Here is a 23,345-nt window from a genome sequence, read left to right as displayed (position 1 = left end):
GAGGGCGGGAAGTAATGCTTTCGCGGGAGGACAATGAGCGGCTCACCCGCGTCGGACCTGGTACGCCGATGGGTGAACTGCTCCGGCGGTATTGGATGCCCGTCGCCGGCGTCACGGAATTCGATCGAAAGTCCACCAAAGCGATCCGTCTCCTGGGTGAGGACCTTGTCCTCTACAAAGACCTGCAGGGCGCCTTCGGGCTGATCGACAGACAATGTGCCCACCGCCGGGCGGACCTGTCCTGCGGTTTCGTCGAGCGGCGCGGGCTGAGGTGCAATTATCACGGCTGGCTTTTCGATGAGGGTGGCCGCTGTCTCGAACAGCCTTATGATGACGCCGCCGCGCGCGAAGCCCGGTTCAAAGACAAGATTCAAATCCAATCGTACCCTGTCGAGATCAGAGCCGGCCTCCTCTGGGCATACCTCGGACCGCCGCCGGCGCCTCTGGTTCCGAATTGGGAGCCGTTTACCTGGAAGAACGGATTCCGGCAGATTGTTTTCGCCGAAGTGCCCTGCAACTGGTTTCAGGCTCAGGAGAACTCGATCGATCCGGTGCATTTCGAATGGATGCACATGAACTGGAACGTTCGACTGAAGGATGAGGTTGGGCCTTATTCTCCAAAGCACCTCAAAATTGATTTCGAAGAATTCGAGTATGGATTTGTGTATCGGCGAATGCGCGAGGGGATGAGCGATTCGGATCCGTTATGGACGATCGGCCGCGTGTGCTTATGGCCGAACGCGCTGTTCACCGGCAGTCACTTCGAATGGCGCGTTCCAATGGACGATGAGAACACACTAAGCGTAACGTGGGCTTTCGAGCGCGTGCCGAAGGAGCGGGAGCCCTACGAGCAGGGGCCTATCCCGTCGTGGTACGGTCCGATCAAGGACCCGGTCACCGGGCGATGGATCACGAGCCACGTAATGAATCAGGATTTCATCGCGTGGGCAGGGCAGGGCGTCATTGCAGACCGGACAAAGGAGCATCTGGGACAGAGCGATCGGGGGATTCTGATGTTGCGTCAACGATTCTTCGATCAGATCGATCGCGTTGCGAGAGGTGACGAAGCGAAGGCCGTTATTCGCGATGCAGCGATGAACGAGTGCGTGTCATTGCCCATAGCGCATCGCAGTCTGTTCGTGGACGGCTTGAGTCTTGACGGTCTGCTGAAGCATCCTGTTCTGAGTACCCAGCTTGCCGGCTATGTGTTTCAGACCGGGCAGCCCGAAGAGATCCGCCGGCAATATAAGGATGCGATGGGGATAAACGTCCTGTTTAAAGGGAACGGATCGGGAAGGGAATGGACATGATTCGTAGTTTCATTGTCATGGCGAGTATTTGTGCGTTGCTGGTTCCTTCGCTCTTCGCCGCAGATACGCTGCCGCGCGAATTATCGGACGATGCCTTTTGGAAACTGATGTCGGACTATTCGGAAGAATCCGGCCAGTTCCGCTTCGAGTACATGTCCAACGAGCAGGAATTCCAGGTTGTCATTCCGCGGCTGATCGAGAATCGAAAGCCGGGCGGTGTGTATGTCGGCGTGGGGCCGGAGCAAAACTTCACCTATATTGCTGCGCTGCAGCCAAAGATGGCGTTTATCGTCGACATCCGCCGCGACAACATGCTGGAGCAGCTCATCTATAAAACCGTCTTTGAAATGTCTGCAAATCGCGCGGAGTTCCTGTCGCATTTGTTCTCCCGCAAAATGCCGGCCGGGCTCACGGAGAAAACCACGGCTCGGGCGCTTTTCCAGGCCTTCCGGGCGAGTTCTTCGGATGCGGCACTCTTCCACCAGAATCTGCAGGCGATCAAGGACCGGTTGCTGACCGGGCACAAATTCCGCTTGAGCCTCGACGATGTGTCCCAGATCGACTACATCTATCGCGTCTTTTTCGATGCAGGAAGTGAAAGTACGGGAAATGCCTTCACTCCGTCCGGCCAGAACGTCTATTTCGGTACGGCTTCGTACGCGGACCTGATGACGGCCACCGACAATCATGGCGAAGCGCGCAGCTATCTGGCGAATGAAGAGAACTTTCGGATCATCCGGGACATGGAAAGGAAGAATCTCATCGTGCCGATCGTCGGCAACTTTGCGGGGGCGAAAGCCTTGCGCAATGTCGGCAGATACATCAAGGACCATAACGCGGCGGTCGCCGCGATGTATACCTCGAACGTCGAACAGTATCTGTATCAACAGGGCGACGACTGGCGAAAGTTCCTGGGAAATGTTGCGACGTTCCCGCTGGATGGCCAGAGCATGTTCATCCGAAGTTCACATTTTGCATACGGCGACACCCGGCAGCCGCCGCGCCAGGCGAGCGGCCGCCGGTTTCTGCAGCTCCTGTCGCCCATGGCTGAAGTCGTGAAGGCATTCAATGCCGGCAAGATCACCGGTTATGAAGATGTGATCCAGCTGTCGAGATAGGGTTAGCCACAAAAAGGGACTTCGCGTTGAGGGCTTTCTATTTCGGCGCAGGTTTTGACAGGTAGTCCTTCGACTGCGCCTCACTCCTCAGGGGCGTGACCTTGTCGGGATCGATGCGAACCATCAGGTAGTCGATGTGGTCGTCTATCCTGGTGAACCAGTGCCCCGTGCCGGCAGGAATTACCACGACGTCTCCTACTTTGAGGTTGTACGCCACGCCGTTCCTGATCTCGGTTCCGTTGTTTCCCGGCCCGTTGAACTCCACAACCGTGCGCTGAGTGGCCGGCCGCCGCTGCCTGTTGGTGATATCGGGTCCCAGCATGAGGGTGGCGGAGCCGGAGACGATGTGGTAGACCTCGCTGACCTGGTCATGTTCGGCAACCGAATTCGTGGCGGGCTTGTCCAGCTTCCCGCGATGGACCATGCCGATGCCGATGTGGGCCTTTCCGATTTCAATATCCCGGACCTGCTGGTCGAGGAGATTCTCGGTGACGGCCTTCTTTGTGTAGGCTTCGAGTTCAGCGACCGGAATGTACGTTCCGGGACACATGTTACAAGTCGGCTGGGGATCGGTCGGGTTCACCCTTGCTTGCGCAAACAATGCTGCGGCGACCAGCGCAGCCGCGGCCAATGCGAACAGAACACGCTTCAACATAGTCTCTCCTATTTTTTTCTGGGCCATAGCACGCCCTGGTCTTCCTTGGTTACCGGCGCGAGTCCTTTATAAAGGAAGCGCTGCACCCGCTGCCCGCGATAGGTTTCTGTCGTATAGATGTTGCCTTTGGAATCCGTTGCAATGCTGTGGACGCCGTAGAACTCTCCGGGCTGCCGGCCGCCCTCACCGAAGGTGGTCAGCACCTGAAGGGAATCGCGGTCGATGATATGGACGCGGTCGTTCTCGCCATCGGCAAGGTAAATGTATTTCTGCTGAGCGTCCTTCGAGAACGCGATGTCCCAGACCGAGCCGGAGCCTAAGGTCCGCTTCTCGTAGAATTGCTCCTTCACGAATGTTCCGTCCGGCTTGAACACCTGAAGCCGGTCATTCACGCGGTCACATACATAGAGAAGGCGATCGACAGAGAGATCGGCGCAATGGACGGGATTGCGGAATTGCTGTGGCGGCGGCGCATCGGGATTGTAGTTGCCGAGATTGGTATCGTTGGGTTTGTTGCCGTAGGCGCCCCAATGGCGCTTGTATTTGCCGGTATCGGCGTCGAAGACGATCACACGATGATTGCCGTACCCATCGGCGACAAACACTTCGTTGGTTTGTTTATCGATGAATGTCTTGGCCGGCCGCCGCAGATTTTCGGTGTCGTTACTGCCTTTGCTTTGGCCCGGCTTGCCGATCTGCATCAGAAGCTTTCCGGCTTGCGTGAACTTCAGGATCATCGCGTCGTTGGTGCCCATCAGTCCGCCCGACTGCCCCTCCTCCTGAACTTGCCCGCCGGCGGCGGCACGCTGGCCGCCTTTCGGCAGGACATTGCCGTTACCGCCGATCCAGACATTGCCTTTGTAGTCGATTGTGATGCCGTGATTCGACTCCGGCCAGTCATAGCCGGGTCCAGGCCCTCCCCAGCTCGCGATCAGATTGCCATCCTGATCGAACTCCAGAACAGGCGGTGCTGGGGCGCAGCACTGCGCGATCGGCGGGGTCGTCGTGGCATGCTTTTCGCCATCCTCGAGTGAGCCGGCGCGATGAATGATCCAGACATGATCCTGCGCGTCGACGGATACGCCGATGGTCTGGCCCATAATCCAATGGTTCGGCAGAGGCTTTGGCCACAGCGGATCGACTTCGAAGCGCGGAGCCATGGTGCCGGCGGCCTCGACGGCAGCCCTTTTTTGCAGGAAAACGCTCGCGACGATGAGCGTGCCGAGCAGCGATAAAAAGATGGCGCCAACGTACAGGTTACGTTTCATGCTCCCCTCCTTGTGCGATGGATTGCCGCGAATTGTACACCTTGACTTGAACGAAACGTGTCGAATATCTTCGTGCAACCTTTACCTGAGGAGAAACAACATGAGGCGTTCTGTCTTCGTTGTTCTTTCGCTGCTTCTGGCGGCGGCGACGATCGTTGCGCAACAAGGTGCGAAGAATGGAGAGTGGCGCACGTGGGGCGGTGACGGGGGTAACACGCGATACTCGCCGCTCGATCAAATCAACGCGCAGAACGTCAAAAACCTGAAAATTGCATGGGTATGGAAGAGCGACAACTTCGGCGCTGCGCCGGAAATGAAGAATGAGAACACTCCGTTGATGGTGAACGGAGTTCTATATTTCGCGGCGGGCGACAGGCGCGCTGTGATCGCGGCCGATCCCGCGACGGGTGAGACGTTGTGGGTCTACAGGTATCCGGAGCCAACGGACCGCATAACCGGCGTTCGGAAAAACAACCGCGGCCTCGCATACTGGAGCGATGGCCGCCAGTCGAAGATCCTGACGGTCACACCGGGTTACGAACTCATCGCGCTCGATGCCAGGACCGGGCAGCCCGACGCCGTGTTCGGAAACAAGGGCATCGTCGATCTCACCGAGCAGCTTGAAAAGGACGCCAACTTCAATCCGTCCGTGGCCCATTTGATGAATACGTCGCCGCCATTGGTCTTCGGCAACGTCGCCATCATTCCGACCGCCCTGGAAAACGCCCGGGTGGTGAAATCGATGAAGGCCACGAAGGCCGACATGCTCGCGTTCGATGTGCGGACCGGGAAAAAGTTGTGGAGCTTCCATACGATTCCACGGAATGGCGAGTTCGGCGAAGAGACGTGGCTGAACGGGTCGAATATCTATACCGGGCATACGGGCGCCTGGGCCCCCTTTACCGTCGATGAACAGCTGGGGTATGTCTATATTCCGGTTGAGGGCGCGACCGGCGATCAGTACGGCGGACAGCGCCCCGGGAACAATTTGTTTTCGTCGTCCATCGTTTGCCTCGACATCAAGACCGGCAAACGGATCTGGCATTACCAGTTGACGCATCACGATATCTGGGACTACGACATGCCGACCGCGCCGATCCTGGCGGACATTACCGTTAACGGCAGACCGGTCAAAGCGGTTGTGCAGTTGACGAAGCAGGCCTTCGCGTTCGTCTTCGACCGGACCAACGGCCAGCCGGTTTTTCCGATCGAAGAGCGTCCGGTTCCCCAGAGCGATGCCCCGGGGGAGAAGACATCCCCAACACAGCCATTTCCGATCAAGCCCGCCGCCGTCGATAGACAGGGCATGAGCGAAAGCGACCTGATCGACTTCACGCCGCAGCTCAAGCAGATGGCGCTCGACGCGGTGAAGGGTTTTCGTCTGGGGCCGATGTTCACGCCTCCGTCCGTGGTAGATCCGGCCAAAGGTACGAAAGGCACGCTGACATTCCCCGGTTCGGGCGGCGTCGATTGGGAAGGTGGTGCGCTCGATCCTGAGACCGGGTTCCTGTACGTCGGTTCTGCCACACGCACCGACACCGCTGTCTATGGCCTGCAAAAACCAAATCCAGGGGAGACCGATATCGAAATGACCGGTACGGCCAGCGTCGCCCCAACGATCCAACGGTTGCCGATTGTCAAACCGCCATGGACGCGAATCACCGCCATCAACCTCAACACTGGCGACACGCTCTGGCAGGTCCCGAACGGCGGCACGCCGGAGTGGGTAACGAATCATCCGCTGCTCAAAGGCGTGAAGCTTCCGCAAACCGGGAGTGTCGGCCGGGCGCCGCTGCTCATGGCGACGAAGACGCTGTTGTTTGCCGGATCCGGTTACGAAACGGAGCCCGCCTTCCGCGCCTTCGACAAGAAGACCGGCGCGTTGATCTGGGAAACGCAGACGCAGCCCGGTCCCCCGACGGGCGTACCGATGACCTACATCTACAAGGGGAAGCAATACGTTGTCGTCGCGGTGGAAGGCAATGCCGCCACCCGGACGGCGTCTGCTCTGGTCGCTTATACGCTGCCATAGGGAAGGGGATCTACTGGAAATTCGAGATTCGAAATTTTAAATCCGATCGTCCGATTTCGAATTTCTAATCTCGAATTTCCAATAGAACCAAAGCTATTTCCCTGTCTTCGCCTCAAATTCGACGACGTCCTCACCGTGGACGACGTATCGAATCTGTATGGGCCGGCAGCAGACTTCACAGTCTTCGACATAGGTCTGGCTCCGCACCGATGTGTCGAGCACCATTGAAATCTCTTCACCACAATAAGGACACGCGAAAAAGTATTCCATAATCTGCACTAGGTATTGACATACCAGGGTGGTTCTTGTAAACAAGACCCGACACGGGAGGAATCACAATGAAGTATCGCGTCTGCGGCGCAGTGGCCGTTGCCCTTGGCGCTTTTTTTGCCGCGGCACCCTTATTCGCGCATCACGAAATCCTTGCCAAATTCGATGATAAGAAACCGATGACCTTGAAGGGGACGGTCACCAAGCTGGACTGGGCGAATCCCCACGCCCACATTTTCATCAATGTAGGCAGCGGAAATGCTGTGGCGAACTGGGCCGTCGAACTCGAAAGCCCCGCGGAACTCGGCAAATCCGGGTGGGGGCGGGACAGCGTGAAGCCCGGCGATTCGTTGACGGTGCAAGGTATTGCGGCGCGGGACGGCAGCCGGCAGGTATGGGCCAATTCCGTCGTGATGGCCAGCAATAATAAGAAACTGTTTGATGTCGCCACTGCCTCGAAGCCTGCCGGAGGCGCTTCCGCGCCGACTCCGCGCTGGCCCGACGGACAGCCGCGCTTGGGTCCTGTTCCCGGACAGACGGGATATTGGGGCGAGCCCACCGTCACGTTTCTGGCGCAAACCGGAGCGAATGTTCAGGTCGATAAGTATGGACTCCTGAAAAACATTGCAGACGCGCCGAAGGTTGCGCCCTTTCAGAAGTGGGCGCTGGATCTGTTCGAGCTGCGTCAGCGGGACTTCTTGAAAGACGATCCGCAGTTCCAGTTCTGCAAACCGCCGGGCGGGCCGCGGCAGTTTCAGGAAGCTTATGGCATTCAGTTCTCGGAAGACCGCGACAAGAAGCGCATCTTTGTGCTCATCGGAAGCGGCAATCGAAACTATCGCATCATCTACACGGATGGACGAGAGCAAAAAGGCCAACTTCGAGGCGATGCCGACAATCCGCTGTATTACGGCCGCGCCGATGGAAAGTGGGAAGGCGACGCGTTCGTTGTAGATACCAAAGGTTTCAATGAGAAGTTCTGGATGAGCAATGGCGGTCTGCCGCATACAGATCAGTTGCACCTGACTGAACGCTTTACGCGTTCCGACATGAACACCTTGAAGTACGAGGTGACTGTCGATGATCCGGGCGCATATACGAAGCAGTGGACCAGCAACTGGACCCTGAAGTGGGTTGCTGGAGAAGAGATGCCGGTTTATTATTGTCAGGACAATCGGCCGTGAAATCGCTCAGGAGGATTTCAATGAGAAAAGTAGTTATTGCGTCTGCAGCACTCGTGCTGGCGCTCATTATTGTGCTCGCCGTGCCGTCTTTATTGCACGCGCAGGGGCAACGAGCTCAGGGCCAGCAGCCTCAGGCGGATCAGCCTCAAGGCGGGGCCGGCCAGACTTTCCTGGGTAACCAGCCGGCTGGTGGTCGGGGTGGCCGTGGCGGTGGGCGTGGCAATCAGGCCAATGTGCCTGCAAAACCCACACCCCGGTGGCCCGATGGACATCCGCGTTTGGGCGCCGGTCCTGATGAGAACGGGACTTGGGGATCTTGCTGCGGCAGCCTCTCGTTCGATCCGACACCGAACCGTCAAGTGAACCTGAACCCCGGGGCAGGTCAAGCAGCAGGTCAAGGATCGAATGCGCAGGGACGTGGTGGTCAAGGCCGTGGCGGCGGGATTGGTGGTGGCCAGGCCAATCAACCACCAAGAACTGAAACGCCGTTCCAGCCGTGGGCGAAGGCTCTTGTCGAGTATCGCCGAAATAACGAATTCGAACCGCATACACGCTGCAAACCTTCTGGCGGCGCGCGCCAATTCGTGACACCCTACGGCACCGAAATCGTCGAGATGCCTGATCTGCAGAGGATTTACATTTTCGACATCGGCGGCCCACACACGTACCGCATCATCTATATGGATGGGAAGCCCCATCCCGCCAATCTCGTTCCGAGTTATTACGGCGATTCGCGCGGACATTGGGAAGGCGACACCTTGGTCGTCGACAATACCGGCTTCAATGAAGGCTTCTGGATGGATCGCGCAGGCTCGCCGCACACTGAAAAACTGCATTATGTCGAGAGGTTTACCCGTACCGATCACAACACGTTGAAATACGAAGTCACCGTAGATGATCCTGGCGCTTATACAGCGCCCTGGACGAGTTCGGCGACGATGCGTTGGAGTGCCGGCGCAGAACTTTTCGAATACGTTTGCCAAGACAATAACTTCGCTCCTGTGCTGCTCGTCGGCGAACAGGAGAAAGTCGATCGTACAAGTGTCATCGTTCCGTAATTTTTCTGGAGGTAAGATGCGATTGAAAACAGCCTTTGCTGTTTGCCTTTTAGCCGGCCTGGCTTTAACTGTTTCCGGACTTGCTCAGGAAGGTCATCCTTTGACCGGTACCTGGTACGGCGACTACGGAGTAGGAACCGCCAACCGGAACCACCTGACTGTCGAATTGAACTGGGACGGCAAGGAAGTCAAAGGCCTTGTGAATCCCGGTCCCGATTCATACCCATTGAAAGTCTGCACACTGGATTCGTCCAAATGGACGGTCCATATCGAAGCCGACGGCAAAGACGATAAAGGGCAAGCCGCTCATTTCGTCGCCGATGGCAAGCTCGAAAACATCGGATCGTACAACCGTACAATTACCGGTACCTGGAACTACGGCAACACCAAAGCGACGTTCAAGCTCCGTAGAGACTAGGCCGCAATTCGGCGAAGAAGTTAGCCACAAAAGGCACACAGGGAGCTAATGGTTTCCCTTCTGTGCCTTTTGTGGCTGATTCATTTACCGCAATCAATGACATGAGTTCATTTGCAGCGGTTTTCTTTCTTCTTTTCCAGTGGGTGAATGTTCCGCTACCCAACACTCCACGGACTCCCGACGGCAAACCGAATCTGACCGCCCCGCTGCCAAAGACTGCCGACGGCAAACCCGACCTCTCCGGCCTCTGGCGGAATCCTGACGGAAAGTACCTCGACAATATCGCTGCCGACGGCATCGTTGTGGAGTTTCAACCTGCGGCAGCGGCTTTATATAAGGAGCGGCAGGCAAACTTCAGCAAGGATCGGCCGTCCGGACGATGCCTTCCGCACGGAATTCCCGATGCGATGCTGGTGCCCGCAACTCCGTTCAAGATCCTGCAAACGCCCGGCGTCACCCTGATTCTTTACGAAAACCAGGGCCGCTTCCGGCAGGTATTCACCGACGGCCGTGACTTCCCGAAGCAGATGGATCCCACGTGGCTCGGATATTCGATCGGAAAGTGGGAAGGCGATACCTTCGTCGTCGATACCCGCGGTCTCAATGACCAGACCTACCTCGATGACGGCGGGCATCCCCACAGCGATGCATATCATGCGATCGAGCGTTTCCGGCGCCGTGACTTCGGACATCTGGACATGCAACTCACGATCGACGATCCGAAAGCGTACCTGCGCCCTTGGGATGTTACGTTTCATTTCGAGCTGTTTGCCGACAACGAAATTATGGAGAGTGTCTGCGAGAACGAGTTGGACTGGCAGCACCGCGTAGGGAAGTGATCATGCCTGGATTGCTCGCCGTCTTTCTTGCCCAATGGATCGCTCTCGCGCTTCCCAATACTCCACGCACACCGGACGGCAAGCCCGATCTTTCCGCGCCCGCGCCGAAGACCGCCGAGGGAAAACCGAATCTTTCAGGAATCTGGCGGGTCGGGACGAACAAATACTTATTCGATATCACCACCGGTATCGGCGAAGCGCCGTTCCAGCCATCGGCAGCGGAACTATACAGGCAGCGCGCGGAATCGCTCGGCAAAGATCGCCCTTCCGAGCGATGCATTCCACACGGGATTCCGGATGGGATGCTGGTTCCGAACTCACCCTTCAAGATCGTTCAGACTCCGGGTGAAATGGTCATTCTCTACGAGGAATTTAATCACTTCCGTCAGATCTTTACAGATGGCCGCCGTTTTCCGGCGGATGCCAGCCCGAGCTGGTTTGGTTACTCCATCGGGCGCTGGGACGGAGATATATTCGTTGCCGAAACGATCGGATTCAACGACAAAAGCTGGTTCGATGATCCGGGGCATCCGCATACCGAGGCGCTGCGCGTTACCGAACGCTTCCGGCGGCCCGATTTCGGTCATCTGGACGTTGAAATCACCTTTGATGATCCCAAGGCCTACACCAAGCCATGGTCCGTGAGCATACCGTTCAACCTGCTTCCGGATACCGAACTCATCGAGAGCATCTGCGAAAACGAAAAGGATCGCGCCCACATTGTAGGGAAGTAAAAAATCAGCCACAAAAGGCACAAAGGGGGAAACACCCGGGCTCCCTTTTGTGCCTTTTGTGGCTAATCATCTCTTCACTTGGCGCTCTTTGTGACTTCGAAGGTTTTCAGGACAACGGGTTGCCAGGCTGCAAGCGAGGCGGCATTCGTTGTGGAGAGGTTGGTGTTGATGGTATCGCGGGTCATCGAAAGATCCTGAAGCGATTTCTTGAGGGCAGGATCCTGTACTGTATCGGTCAAATCTTTCAACTTGCCGTAGTACTCGCTCACGTGGTCTCGGGCCAATCCGAAGTTCTGACGCGAGATTTCGAGGAGCGCCAGGCTTGCGTCGTCCCGTAATTCGGAGAGCTGAATTTGAAGGTTCAGGGCATCGATCGCCTTTTGCGGGTTTTCGAGCTGTGCCCGCAATTCCCGATTCTTGAGATATTCCGGAATGAATCCGGCGCCCAAACCAACGAGCAACAACACCAGCCAAACCGTTACGTGAACCCGCATCATTTTCATTTCTGAAACCCTAGCGTCGTCATGCGAAACATTATACCCGCAGCTATACCCGAAAACACCCAATCCATGCTTGCGGGTAGATTCGGGTATAATTGCGGATATGCCATTGGATCCATTTAAGAATCTGATACTTACATCCGACCTTCTGAGGCTTGTGGGTGAGATTGACGAGTTCAAAGGCGCCTGGAAGGCGTTCGGCACGCTTGCGCCGGAACGGCTGGCCACTCTGAAGCAGATCGCGACGGTCGAGTCGGTCGGGGCCTCGACCCGCATCGAAGGCGCAAAGTTGACGGATCGCGAGGTCGACATGCTGCTGTCCAATCTGGATCTCGGGTCCTTCCGGACGCGGGACGAACAGGAGGTCGCGGGCTATGCCGAGGCGACGAAGCTGGTCTTCGATTCGTGGCGCGAAATTCCGCTGACGGAGAACTACATCAAGCAGCTCCACGGGATACTGCTGAAATTTTCGAACCGGGACGAACATCATCGGGGCAACTACAAGACGCTGGTGAACAATGTCGAGGCTTTCGATGCGCACGGCCGGAGCGTCGGCGTTATTTTCGAAACCGCAGCGCCTTTTGATACTCCGCGATTGATGCAGGAGCTGGTGGCATATACGAACCGGGAGCTGGCGGGCCACACGCATCATCCTCTCCTTGTCGTTGCCGTGTTTGTGGTGCGGTTCCTGGCGATCCATCCGTTTCAGGATGGCAATGGCCGGCTTGCGCGCGTGCTCACGAACCTTCTCCTGTTGTGGACCGGATACGCGTACGCGCCGTACAGTTCGCTCGAGCGCGTTGTCGAAGAAAACCGGGAGCAGTATTACCGTGCGCTGCGAAGCGCGCAGGGCACGTTGGATAGGGATGAATCCCGTCTCATGGACTGGATTCGATTTTTCCTTCAGTCACTCGTGGAACAGAAGAATGCCCTGGCGGAAAAGGTCGAGCGGGAGAAGCTCATGGGGGCGCTCCCGGCACTCGACGAACAATTGCTCGAGCTTGTGAAACAGCACGGCAAGCTCACGTTATCGGACGCCGTGAAGCTGACGCAGACCAATCGGAACACGCTGAAGCTGCATTTCCGCCAGCTCGTTCAAGCCGGGCGGCTGCGGCTTCTCGGCCGCGGCCGCAGTTCATGGTACGAGGTGGTGTGAGCGTGCCCCCACCCTCTCTCCCTTTGTGCCTTTTGTGTCTGATTCTTTTGTCTCAGTTCTCCGCGATGTTGGGCAGCGTCGACATCAGCGTCGGCGCCAGCAGCTTCAATGCAGTCACGGGAAGTGCGCTTGTGAATCCGTAACTGGCGGCTTTGGAGCCGGCGACGTAGGCCGTGACGACTCCGAAATATTTATCTCCGATGTAAAACACGAAGGTGCCGGTGCGGCTGATAACCTTGTTAAACCGGCGGGTTTTGTATTCGTTGTCGCCGGAGCCCGTCTTTCCGCCGGTGACGATTTCCTTTCCGTCAGGTTCGCGAAAGGCGTGCACCAGCCGGCTGGCGGTTCCGTTCTGCACGACGCCGATCACGACGTCATGCAAAGCATGAGCGACTTCCGGCTCCATGACGCGTTCGCCGGACTGCTGCTGCGGTTCAAAGACGGTTTCATATGGAGTGTCCGCCGCGAAGCGCAACTTTTCAAGGCGCTGAATCGGCAGGCGTACACCGCCGTTGAGAATAATGCCCATCAACTCGGCCAGAGCCACCGGACGATCCGCAGAGCTTCCAATCGCCGTCGCATAGGAGGGCACGAGATGATCGAAAGGAAACGCGAGCCGCTGCCAGTACGGGGTCATCCGGGCGAAGGCATCCTCTTCGATCCGGATCCGGATCCGGAGGTCCTGCGCCCGGCGGTTCTTGGTCTGGAAAAGCCATTTTGCAGTGACCTGACGGGCGTCGGCGCTTTTCTTGAACAAGTCGTTCCATGTCATCGAGGGCTGATTGGCCATCTGGCCGGAGGCCCAGACATCGAGAGGATGGCGGCTCAATAGATAACCGTAATCGGAGATGTTCAGGCGGCTCGGGTCATAGGACTTGAGCAATTTGGCTGCTTCCTCCGGGGTAACGGCAGCGTGCCGCGCCGCAAGCCACTGTGCGAGTTTGTCCGCGCCGGCGCCGGGGTTCCAGGCGAAGAAGAGCATCGCCAGCTGGCGCTGCGATGTGTTCCGGCTTCCGAGAATCTTGTCGACGATCGCCTGCTCATCCAGGCCCCGGTAATCCTTGAATGCGTCGAACAGGATGTGCTGCGATTCCTTGTCTGCGATCTCGCCAAGCATTTTGAGGCGAACCGGATTGTCCGAATCGTTCAGGATCGTGTCGGTGTTGTACGACAAGCGCGCTTCATGAAACCGCACGAGGTCCCGCATCAAACGGATATAGACGAGATTAACCGATTGGGCCAGGCCCTCACGCAACGTGAAATTTCTAGAGTTTTCCTCTTTGTCGAAATTGGCGAAGACGTGTGCGCCTCCGCCGGTAAAGAAGACCTCACCAGGATTGCCGGAATACTGGCGGTCGAGGGACTGGTCGAGAAGCGACGCGAGAGTGATATCCGGATTCGCGCGCATCGTATCCGCCGTCCACTGCGTAATCGGATCGGGAGCCGACTTGACCTTGGATGCCAGAGTTGCGGCGTCGAGGCCATGGTAGCCCTGATAAAGCGAAGCGATGAGTTCGAGATAGTGAGCCAGGGTGCGCAGCTTGGCCGTACTGCCCAGTTCGAGTTTCATTCCTTCGTTCAGATCGAAAGGCTGATTCAGGGTATCGGCTTGTACGCGAAGCAGGTTGCCTTCGGGTGTCCGCTCGAACAGCGTGAAGCTGTAGGTTACCTGGGACGGATCGCCGCGCATGAACAGGTATTTGTCGTTTCGAAGACCCTGGGCCTGAACGAAAGCGGGATCCTGCATTTGTCCCAGGAGCCGGAGCACCTGGTTTTGCAGCGGAACATTCAGCGTGGTGTCGGCGTCCAGGTGCAGGCGATCCAGCGTGTACAAATCCGGTATGCCGAGATCGGCCAGGAGGTGAGCGCGGAGGGCGTTCGTCGCTTTCCGTTCGACAAAGGGTACGGATTGAGGCAGTGGCGCATGCGGCAGGAACTCGAGAGGAGTTGCTTCCACAGCGCGTGCGAAATCGCTGGAGATGGTGCCATCGGTTTCCAGTTGCCGGACATAGAAGTCGACGCGCGTTTCAAGAGCGCCGCGATTTTGCGCCAGATAAAAGGATGGCGCGCGGGCGGCGCAGATCAGCGCCATCATGTGTTTGAAGGCGCGAGCCTTGTCTGGAGAGGGAGCCGGCCCGGAAAAGACGGCGCGCGTTTCGGCGAGGTCCATGCCGAACCAGGCGTACAGTCCGTTCCCCATGCCATAAACTTCGCCATACTCGGGGGCGGCGGCGAGCGGGACGGAGTTCACGTAATCCAGAACGATTTCACGGCGCTCGGCGCGGGTGTCCGGCCCGGAGCGGTAGACGCGAAGGCTGGCGCTGAGCATCTGGCGCAGTTTGTCTGCGGCGGAATTCGTCCGGCCGCCATCGGCGTAGCGAAACTTCTCGATCTGTGTCGCCAGCGTGCTGCCGCCTTCCACAGGGAGGGGAAGTCCGATCTTGTGGCCGGCGTACATCAGTCCGGCCTTGCCCAGGCGTCCCCAGTCGACCACGGGATTGCGAGTCGCGAAGTCCGAATCCTCATCCAATTCCCGGTTTTCGACGAGCAGCAGCGCCTTGACGACCGGAGTAGGGATGTCGGCATAGGTTTTGAAGGCCTGTTCGCGGGCGCCGGCATCATAGAGCACCGTGCTGTTTTCTCCACGGACGACCAGACCTGTCACGGCGGGTTCCCGGAAGGGTGGAGTAATCCGCCAGCGGGCGAGACGTTCGAGTTCCGGAGAAAGGCGGGCCTGTGCCACTACGCGGAACCCCGCATCCGTCAGCCGGTGCTCGAATTCCGGGAGTCCTGCGTAACCGCGTTGTTCGTTGAAGGGGCCGCCAAGCGGAAAGGTGATCGTCGGGCTCGGCCCCGGCTGGACCGTGTAGGAAAGCTTGGATGCGAGCGACGACAGAATTCTCGCTTCGATTTCAGATGTACGTGCTTCAAACAGGCCGATGGTTGCCAGAAGGACGGGGATGACCGTCAGCATCACCCATCGCGAGTTATTTTTAATGATTAGAAGATTGATTCGGAACGGTTTCCACCAATCCCGCCGATTTTCTAATGGAGTCCAGTTTTCAGGTAAGCCCTCCGGAGCTGCAGATTCCTCGTGCGACATCTTCTACCTCTTTTAATCATCGCCGCTCGTCTATGATTTTGAACATATCGGCATACGACTCTAGAATTTAGCAATTCTTTCGCCGAAAATGCTTTTGACGCTTGAAGGGTTCGTTGGGCTGCAGTATGTCGCGCGCGATCCGCGATAATCCTGGCCTGATGGGGGTTCTGGTGGGTTTGCAGCCTTCTATGAGTCTTCTATGAGTCTTCGGAGGACGCGGCGCGGAAGTGGAAGCGGGCATCTGCAGTCTGGTGAACAAATGGCCCGGCGAGGGTCACCATCTTCTATCGCCACTTGGCTATCGTCTACACTTGCCTCGTGAAACATGCGGCTCACCATAGTGAAGGTGTTTTTCTGGCGCTCATTTCCGCCGGGCTTTGGGGGCTCACTCCGGTCGTCACAAAGGGAGCGCTGGAGGGATTCAGTCCCGAGTTCCTGTCTTTTGTGCGCCTGGCGGTTGCGGCTGTCCTGTTTCGGGTTCTGGCGGGTCCCGGTACGCGATGGTTTGTGGCGGATCTCTGGACCTGGCTGGCCGGCGCGGGCCTCGGGGCGGACTTTGTCTTATACAACTATGGTTTGCAGCGTACGGCTGCAAATGTGGCGGGACTTGTCGTCAACATCGAGATGCTTTCGACCATTGCATTCGCGATGTGGTTTCTGGGCGAGCGGCTCAATTCGCGGAGGCTGGCCGGCGGTGCGATCACGCTCGGCGGCGTCTTGCTCGTCAGTGTCGACGGCTTGAATATGGCGGACGTCACCAGAGGCGATCGCGTCCTCGGCAATATCCTCGTGATGCTGGCGGGAATTTCCTGGTCATTGTACGCCGTCGCCCAGCGCCGGTCGACGCTGGCCGGCGGCCTGTTCCGCCGGCTCACGCCGATCTTTTCCGTCGCGGCTCTCATCACGGCGCCGTGGATGTTTCGCAGCGGCTCGTTGACGGTGCACGCCGCGCTGTCGCCGGTTCTGATGTTCATCGTGCTGACGATCTTCGGCACGGGCGTCGTCTATTGGACCTATGCCCGCGCCCAGGAGCTGATCGACGTCAGCGCGGCCTCCATTCTGTTGTGCACCATACCGGTGTTTGCCGTGGCTTTTGCTTATCTTCTGCTGCACGAGCCTGTAACCGCGCAGCTGATCGCAGGGGGAGTTGTCATTCTCGCGGGTATTGGCCTGATCGCGACGGAGAAAGCAGCGGTAACGGAAAAAATTGTGCAGCTGTAGCAGCGGGCTAAAGCCCGCGACTACTCTTCGCCGGAAGGGTCGAGCGCGATCGGAACGCGGACAGTGATTTCCGTCCCTTCCTGCGGCTTGGACTTGATCAGGATCGTGCCCTTGGCGAGATTCACTCTTTCCCGCATGCTGATCAGGCCGATGCCTTCGTTGTACATCGCAGTGCTCGCGTCGAAGCCGACTCCGGCATCTCGAATCGTCAGCTGAAGCTCGTCGGCGACCCGCACCAGCTGGGCTTCGGCTTCCGTCGCTCCGCTGTGTTTTGCCGCATTGCCCAGGGCTTCCTGCAAAACCCGGAAGAGGCAAAGCGACACCGTGTGCGACAGGTTGTCGGGTACTTCCCGGTACATGAACGAGACCTGCACTCGCCGTTGTTCGGCGAATTCCCGGCAAAACCCCCGGATGGCCGCCACCAGGCCCACGGTGTCCAGTTTGGACGAGTGCAACTGGTGTGAAAGCGTCCGGACATCTTCGATAACTTCCGACGTACGTCCTACAAGCAAGTCGATCTGGTTGTGGAGCGCCGTTTGCGAAGCGGGGACGAGTGCGGCTGCCTGTTGCAGTTCGAGTGACAACATGGCTAGCTTCTGGCCGATGTCGTCGTGCAGCTCCCGGGCGATGTTGCGGCGCTCGTCCTCCTGCGCCTCGATCAACCGGCGGCCGAGATTGACCACCGCTTCTTCCGCGCGTTTGCGGTCGGTCACGTCGACCGCCGAGCCGATGTAACCCGCAAAGGAGCCGTCGCGATCAAATCGCGGAACACCGGAATCGAGCACCCAGCGATATTCTCCGTCATTCCTGCGAAGGCGGTACTCCATCGTGAAGGGGTCGCGCCGTGCAAAAGCCTGAAGATATGTTTCGGTGCACTGCGTCATGTCTTCAGCGTGCACACTGTCCGCCCAACCGTTCCCGAGTTCAGCCTGCAACGGACGGCCGGTGAAGGCCAGCCACGGTTCATTGAAGTAGTTACACAAAGCGTCGGTACCCGCCATCCAGATCATCACCGGGGCTGCGTTTGCGACCAGCCGGAAACGCTCTTCGCTCTCGCGCAGCGGCGTGACATCCTCCACCATGGCGACGACCAGAGAAGAAGCCTGATGACTCAAAAGCGAGATGCTCAGGCGGCCCCAGGTCAGCGCGCCGTCCTTCCGGATGAAGCGCTTTTCCAGACTATAGTGATCAATGGCGCCGGCTTTCAGCTGCTGAAATAAGGCCCAATCCTTCTGCGCATCGTCGGGCGGAGAAAACTCAACGCAATGTTTGCCGCACATCTCTTCTTCGCTGAACCCGAGCATGGAGCAGAGCGCCGAGTTGACGTGCAAAGGGCGTCCCTCGATGTCCTCCAGCGCCATGCCGATAGGGCTCGCCTGGAACGCTTCATAGAAGAGCTCGTAGTCCGAACTCGTCCCTTTCGGTTTTTCGGATGCCTTTTCGGGGATCATTCGAAGTACATATAACAGTATCGGAATTTATTCCAACAAATGATAAGATCGGGCCCTTCCGAGAAAGAAGATTTTCCACATTTTTGCACAGGGTGCAAATTAAGGATGAGTAAAGATGCTACCTGTCACCGTGCTACTCGTCGATGATTTTGAGCCGTTCCGGCGAATGACCCGTTCTATTCTTGATGAATTGCCCGGCGTTCCGATCGCCGGTGAAGCCTCTGATGGACTGGAAGCGATTCAGAAGGCGGACGAATTGCGTCCCGATCTGATCCTTCTCGACGTCGGTCTGCCCAAACTGAGCGGAATCCATGCCGCCCGAAAGATCCTCAAAACCCTTCCGAACATCAAGATCGTTTTTGTTTCTCAGGAAACATCCGACGATGTCGTTGAAGAAGCCTTCCGCCTCGGCGCCTTCGGCTACGTTGCAAAGGTGCACGCTTCCACCGATCTGCCGAAACTCATCGAAAGGGTGCGGCAAAGCAAACAGCTGTTCAGCCGGATACAGTTCGACGAAGTTCCAGCTCCGCAGATGCAAATCTCCGAAAAGCTATAGTGAGTGCAGTGGAGAGAACCCGCGCAGCTTACGCCACCCGCTGGCTGCGCGCCTCCACCCGCTCTCTATTGATACGCACATTTCACAGATGAAAATGTAGACGTATAATCGCGTTTGCAGGTTGACTGCGTACGCTGGCTGTGTTGATAGGAGATATGTCGACAACTACCCGCCCCGAAGATGACAAACGCCGCTTGGAGAACTTGCCGGCATCTTTCGCGCCAGTCGTTGCTGAGATCGATCGAACGTTGGCAGCCTTGCGGACGATCGAAGGCAATTTCAAGGAAGAGTTCCTGCGCTCGCTGGCAGACGTTGCGGTGGCGGTAGAAAACCAACTGAAAGAAACCATGGCCGAAGCCGAGCAGGCGGTTCGAAAGCAAACGCATGCCGAACTCCGTGCCAAATATGCCAAAGAGCTCGAACTGGCTCTAACCGAAAAGGCAGTGATCGAGCGGCAGCTGCAAGCCACTGCGAAAGAATTCGAAGAGGAAAAACAAGCCTGGAAAGCGAAGCTGGACGAAACCCAGAGCGCTTTGGCCGGCTTCCATTCTGAACTGGGCCAAACCCGGGTCGAGCGGCTGGATCTTGAAACCTCGCTTCGGCGTATGGGTGACAAGGTTTCCGAGACGGAACAAAGTCTGAACGCCGTTCAATCGGATGCCCGGCAGCTTGCTTCGGAGAAGCAGGAACTCGAACAGAAATTGCGGGAATCCGAGGCCAAACGGTCGGAAGCCGAACTCGCCGTCAATGGTCTACAGGCCGATGCTCAACTGCTCACCAGACAGAAACAGGGAGATCGGGCCCGGTTGCAAGAGATCGCTGTGAAGCTGTCTACGATGGAACAGAGCCTCACTCACTTGCAGAGTCAGAATCGGAAACTCAGCGCGGAGAAAATTGAGATTCAAACCCGGCTTGAACAGGCCGAGGGCAAACGTTCGGATGCCGAACAGTCCGTTGCGCGGCTGCTGGCGGATACCGGTCAGGCTCAAACAGGGAAGCAGGAGCTGGAAACCCAGCTGCATGAAGCCCAATTGCGCCGGGCCCAGGCCGACAATGCTGTCGTTAAGTTGCAGGCCGAGCTGAAAGTCACTCAGCACGAAAAAGAAGAATTCGAACGCAAATTCGCCCAGGCCGATGCCCATTTCAAGGACCTGGAGCAATCTCTGCTCAATTTGCGCACGGAGCTCGAGACGGAACAGGCAGAGAAGGCAGACCTCGCGCGAAAGCTGGCCGAATCGGCAGCCGCGGCGTCGAGATCCGAGCAGGCGATCGGAAAACTGCAGGCCGATCTCGAGCGAACTCACTCCGAAAGTGGAGATATCGGAGGGCGGCTGAGCGACGCGTTGACTGCAAAGAATGACGTCGAGGCCCGCTTGCAGGAGACGGCAGTGAGGCTGACTGAGACCGTATTTCATCTGAACAAGACGCAGTCGGACTTCAAACAGCTTCAGTCGGAAAAGCAGCAAGTGGACGATAAGCTGACGGAAGCGGGCGCAAACCGGCGTGACTCGGAAACTCGCCTCAAAGAGGCAGCCGACCGTTTCGCGCGTGCCGAAGAATCCATCTCGTCGTTGCGTGAGGAAGTAAAGACCGCCGCGGCCGCCCGGGCTGAGCTTGAAACCAGCCGTGCCGAAATCGCAGGGAAACTCACACTGCGTGAGGTCAGACTCGCGGAAATCGAAGCTGTCCGTAAAGGCCTCGAGGAACAGTTGCAGGCCGCCACGGCCGCCAGGAAAGCTCTGGAGGAGCAGATTCAGACGCTCCAAACGTCGGTGCAGGCCGGCAAAATGCAGGCAGCTCCGGCCTCCCCGAAGGAGACGGCTGCCTCTTCGAGAAATCCCCACGGTATCTCGCCGGTGGCCTCCTCGAAGGTCGATCAGGAAATCACCCGCGTTGAAGCAGTGCTCGCCGAAGTGATGAAACTGATCGATGATCCTGCTTCCGCACTTTCCACAGTCATGCGCAAAAATGTGGAGAAAGCAGAACTGAATTCCTACCTGCGAGGCATTCGGTTCGCCACTGGAATGGAATAATCCTGTCCCTGGCGAATTCCGGCATTCTCGCTCAGGCGCCGCGCCATGATGGGTATAATTGGGCACTCCATGCGCCGGTTTCGATTTCTGCAATTCGGGCTGTTCTTGCTTTTCATATCGAGAGCGGTATTTGCTGAAGTTGTTCGAGTGGAAATCCGGCGGCGCGATAACGCCGGCACGCACGAGCGTCTGATCGGGCGCGTCTATTTCAAAATCGACCCGAAGCTGCCTGCCAACCGGAACATTGCCGATATCGATCTTGCGCCGGTGGACAAGGACGGCATGGTCGAATTCTCGGGCGATCTGCTCTTCTTCAAACCGAAGAAGGCGCAGCAGGCGCGCGGAACCGTCTTTCTGGAAGTCGTGAATCGCGGCATGGACCAGTCGCTCGGACTCATGAGCGGAGCGCGGCAGCAGGACCTCGCTCCGGAATCCTGGCAACTTGGCGACCGGTTTGTCCTGGAGCAGGGATTCACGCTGGCCTTCCTGGGTTGGCAATTTGACGTTCAGCCAGCGCAAGGTTTGACCTTTCAGGCGCCGTCGGCGGAGGTCGAGGGCGCTGTCCGCGATACTCATATTCAAACAGCGGCTGCGGAGATGGCGGCGTTCCGCCTCTCGTATTGCGCGTCCGGCAGCGGTCAGAAGAACGCGAAAGTCACCTTCCGGACAGGAATCGACCAGCAACCGCAGACGCTCGCCCGCAGCAATTGGGATTTCATCTACAACGGCTGCGCCGTCCTGCTGCGCGGCGGCCTCAAGCCCGGATTGTATGAAACGGTCTACGGGGCGAAAGGTTCACCGGTCGCCGGGCTTGGACTTGCGGCGATACGGGATTTCGCGTCTTACCTTAAACACGCTCCGGATTCCTCGCCGCTGCGCGTCAGCGCCGCGATGCAACCGCACGTCATCGGATATGGGTACTCGCAAAGCGGACGGTTCCTGCGCGAGTTCGTGCGCGATGGGTTCAATGCCGATGAGAGCGGGCATATGGCATTCGATGGACTGATGATCGCATCGGCCGGGGCGGGCGGAGGGAGCTTCAATCACCGGTTCGCCATGCCCGGACAGGCCGGCAACTCCGTACTTTCGATTCTTCGTCCCGTCGATCTGCCGCCGTTTACGGATGATGGACTGCTCGCCAGGGCCCGGGCGGCCGGCGTTGCGCCGAAGATTTTCTATACATTTTCATCTACGGAGTATTGGGCTCGCGCCGGCTCGCTGACCCACACCACGGAAGACGGCTCGAAAGATGTTCCCCTGGCGCCCACGTCGCGGCTCTATTTCATCGCCGGAACGCCGCATGCGTCCGGACCGCTGCCACCCACCAGAGGAGCACAACAGTTCAAGCAGTATCTGAATTTCGCGCAGCAGCGTTGGGTTCAGCGCGCTTTGCTGCTCGATCTCGACGCCTGGGTGCGGCGCGATACGGCTCCTCCGCCATCGAAGTATCCGTCGATCGCTTCGGGTGATCTTGTGCCGCTGACAGCGGTCGAATTTCCTCATGTTCCGTCAATTTCTTTCCCGGACTACATGCCTTCTGTATGGCGAATGGACTATGGTCCCGAATTCAACAGCCGGCGCATCATCGTGAACGAACCGCCGGCGCTCGGCGCGCATTATCCGTTGCTTGTCCCGCAGGTCAATGCGGATGGAAACGATCGCGGAGGAATTCAAATTCCGGAAATTGCGGTCCCGCTGGGAACTTACACCGGATGGAACGTGGCGCTTCCGCAATTGCGCGGTCTCCAGTATCTCAGTGGCTTGACCGGCAGCTTCGATCCATTTCCGCTTACACGAAAAGATCGCATCCGCACCGGCGACAGCAGAAAGTCGCTCGAGGAGCGCTATACCGGCCACGACGATTACCTGCGCCAAGTGGCGCGCGCAGCCGAAGACCTCGCGAAGCAACGGTTCATGCTGAAGGCGGATGTGCCGGCCGCCCTTCAGCAGGCAGATTCGATCTGGTACGCTGTGACCGGCGCCGCGAGATAGTCGTTCTTGCTGCGACTCCGTATGGAATCCGAACCGCCAGATAACGTTGTATTTAGCGGAGCCGGCGATGCACAGGAGAAGGACCAACGGTCCATACATCCCGTTTTGCATCGAAGGCAGTCCGCGCAGGCCCGTATCTCATTGAACAGTAACGTGAATGTTTCGTTCTCGGCGGACGCGGCCCGTATGGCAGAGAAGCAAACCCCTCTGCAAGGCAGCAGTTGCGAAATGCTGGCTGCAGGACGCGACTGCAAGCGAGAAGTTTAGAAATGCTGGCTGCAGGGCGCGTCTGCAAGCGAGAAGTTTAGAAATGCTCGCTGCAAGGCGCGACTGCAAGCGAGAAGTTTAGAAATGCTCGCTGGAGGACGCGTCTGCAAGCGAGAAGTTTAGAAATGCTGGCTGCAGGGCGCGACTGCAAGCGAGAAGTTTAGAAATGCTGGCTGCAGG

Annotated in this window: 19 protein-coding genes; 13 read left to right on the top strand and 6 right to left on the bottom strand. The window is 57.8% G+C overall.

All coding sequences use genetic code 11. The features are described from left to right. The first annotated feature begins 14 nt into the window (after positions 1-14). A complete protein-coding gene (locus tag VGK48_28270) occupies positions 15-1,310 on the top strand; it encodes an aromatic ring-hydroxylating dioxygenase subunit alpha (GenBank protein HEY2385090.1) in 1,296 nt (431 codons plus the stop codon). After that, the gene (locus tag VGK48_28265) at positions 1,307-2,428 is read left to right on the top strand and encodes a hypothetical protein (GenBank protein ID HEY2385089.1); all 1,122 of its coding nucleotides are present in this window, start codon (positions 1,307-1,309) and stop codon (positions 2,426-2,428) included. The genes VGK48_28270 and VGK48_28265 overlap by 4 nt, the downstream gene beginning before the upstream one ends. A 37-nt stretch (positions 2,429-2,465) precedes the next feature. On the opposite strand, the gene VGK48_28260 is transcribed toward VGK48_28265, so the two are convergent. Together VGK48_28260 and VGK48_28255 are read right to left on the bottom strand one after the other, a co-directional pair. Beyond that, positions 2,466-3,083 carry a hypothetical protein gene (locus VGK48_28260; GenBank protein HEY2385088.1) on the bottom strand — a complete coding sequence of 206 codons (618 nt, stop codon included), beginning with the start codon at positions 3,081-3,083 and terminating at the stop codon, positions 2,466-2,468. Between the two features lie 8 nt (positions 3,084-3,091). Beyond that, positions 3,092-4,351 carry a hypothetical protein gene (locus VGK48_28255; protein HEY2385087.1) on the bottom strand — a complete coding sequence of 420 codons (1,260 nt, stop codon included), beginning with the start codon at positions 4,349-4,351 and terminating at the stop codon, positions 3,092-3,094. Between the two features lie 100 nt (positions 4,352-4,451). Here VGK48_28255 and VGK48_28250 point away from each other — a divergent pair, with 100 nt between their 5' ends. Continuing rightward, positions 4,452-6,383 (top strand): PQQ-binding-like beta-propeller repeat protein, encoded by a 1,932-nt coding sequence (locus VGK48_28250; GenBank protein HEY2385086.1) that lies wholly within the window; start codon positions 4,452-4,454, stop codon positions 6,381-6,383. Positions 6,384-6,476: 93 nt separating this feature from the next. Here VGK48_28250 and VGK48_28245 read toward each other — a convergent pair whose 3' ends face one another. Further along, positions 6,477-6,656 (bottom strand): CPXCG motif-containing cysteine-rich protein, encoded by a 180-nt coding sequence (locus tag VGK48_28245; GenBank protein ID HEY2385085.1) that lies wholly within the window; start codon positions 6,654-6,656, stop codon positions 6,477-6,479. 65 nt (positions 6,657-6,721) lie between these two features. On the opposite strand from VGK48_28245, the gene VGK48_28240 reads away from it, so the two are divergent. The 5 genes from VGK48_28240 (at position 6,722) to VGK48_28220 (ending at position 10,886) form a co-directional block, all read left to right on the top strand. Next, positions 6,722-7,837 carry a DUF6152 family protein gene (locus tag VGK48_28240; GenBank protein ID HEY2385084.1) on the top strand — a complete coding sequence of 372 codons (1,116 nt, stop codon included), beginning with the start codon at positions 6,722-6,724 and terminating at the stop codon, positions 7,835-7,837. A gap of 20 nt (positions 7,838-7,857) precedes the next feature. After that, positions 7,858-8,895, top strand: a complete 1,038-nt coding sequence (locus tag VGK48_28235; protein ID HEY2385083.1) for a hypothetical protein — start codon at positions 7,858-7,860, stop codon at positions 8,893-8,895. 16 nt (positions 8,896-8,911) lie between these two features. Further along, complete coding sequence (locus VGK48_28230) at positions 8,912-9,313, top strand: hypothetical protein (GenBank protein ID HEY2385082.1); 402 nt, start codon at positions 8,912-8,914, stop codon at positions 9,311-9,313. Positions 9,314-9,414: 101 nt separating this feature from the next. Further along, on the top strand, positions 9,415-10,152 hold the full coding sequence (locus tag VGK48_28225) for a hypothetical protein (GenBank protein HEY2385081.1): 738 nt from the start codon (positions 9,415-9,417) through the stop codon (positions 10,150-10,152). 2 nt (positions 10,153-10,154) lie between these two features. Continuing rightward, positions 10,155-10,886: a hypothetical protein gene (locus VGK48_28220; GenBank protein HEY2385080.1), complete on the top strand. Its 732-nt coding sequence runs from the start codon at positions 10,155-10,157 to the stop codon at positions 10,884-10,886. Positions 10,887-10,960: 74 nt separating this feature from the next. On the opposite strand, the gene VGK48_28215 is transcribed toward VGK48_28220, so the two are convergent. After that, positions 10,961-11,389: a hypothetical protein gene (locus VGK48_28215; GenBank protein ID HEY2385079.1), complete on the bottom strand. Its 429-nt coding sequence runs from the start codon at positions 11,387-11,389 to the stop codon at positions 10,961-10,963. A gap of 100 nt (positions 11,390-11,489) precedes the next feature. Between VGK48_28215 and VGK48_28210 the strand changes: the two genes are divergently transcribed. After that, positions 11,490-12,542: a Fic family protein gene (locus tag VGK48_28210; GenBank protein ID HEY2385078.1), complete on the top strand. Its 1,053-nt coding sequence runs from the start codon at positions 11,490-11,492 to the stop codon at positions 12,540-12,542. 52 nt (positions 12,543-12,594) lie between these two features. Here the strand turns inward: VGK48_28210 and VGK48_28205 are convergent, their stop codons facing one another. Beyond that, the gene (locus VGK48_28205; protein HEY2385077.1) at positions 12,595-15,645 is read right to left on the bottom strand and encodes a transglycosylase domain-containing protein; all 3,051 of its coding nucleotides are present in this window, start codon (positions 15,643-15,645) and stop codon (positions 12,595-12,597) included. A gap of 318 nt (positions 15,646-15,963) precedes the next feature. On the opposite strand from VGK48_28205, the gene VGK48_28200 reads away from it, so the two are divergent. Beyond that, complete coding sequence (locus tag VGK48_28200; GenBank protein HEY2385076.1) at positions 15,964-16,866, top strand: DMT family transporter; 903 nt, start codon at positions 15,964-15,966, stop codon at positions 16,864-16,866. 20 nt (positions 16,867-16,886) lie between these two features. On the opposite strand, the gene VGK48_28195 is transcribed toward VGK48_28200, so the two are convergent. Next, on the bottom strand, positions 16,887-18,317 hold the full coding sequence (locus tag VGK48_28195) for a PAS domain S-box protein (GenBank protein ID HEY2385075.1): 1,431 nt from the start codon (positions 18,315-18,317) through the stop codon (positions 16,887-16,889). A gap of 115 nt (positions 18,318-18,432) precedes the next feature. Between VGK48_28195 and VGK48_28190 the strand changes: the two genes are divergently transcribed. The 3 genes from VGK48_28190 to VGK48_28180 all read left to right on the top strand — a co-directional run bounded on the left by VGK48_28190 (position 18,433) and on the right by VGK48_28180 (position 22,898). Continuing rightward, complete coding sequence (locus tag VGK48_28190) at positions 18,433-18,873, top strand: response regulator transcription factor (protein HEY2385074.1); 441 nt, start codon at positions 18,433-18,435, stop codon at positions 18,871-18,873. 155 nt (positions 18,874-19,028) lie between these two features. Beyond that, positions 19,029-20,906, top strand: coding sequence for a hypothetical protein (locus VGK48_28185; GenBank protein HEY2385073.1), 1,878 nt, complete (start codon positions 19,029-19,031; stop codon positions 20,904-20,906). 45 nt (positions 20,907-20,951) lie between these two features. Then, a complete protein-coding gene (locus VGK48_28180; GenBank protein ID HEY2385072.1) occupies positions 20,952-22,898 on the top strand; it encodes an alpha/beta hydrolase domain-containing protein in 1,947 nt (648 codons plus the stop codon). Positions 22,899-23,345 lie beyond the last annotated feature (447 nt).

It is taken from the genome of Terriglobia bacterium, assembly GCA_036496425.1.
Taxonomy (GTDB): Bacteria; Acidobacteriota; Terriglobia; order 20CM-2-55-15; family 20CM-2-55-15; genus 20CM-2-55-15.
Note: the sequence above shows the minus strand (reverse complement) of the source record. Positions and strands in the feature narration are given on the sequence as shown.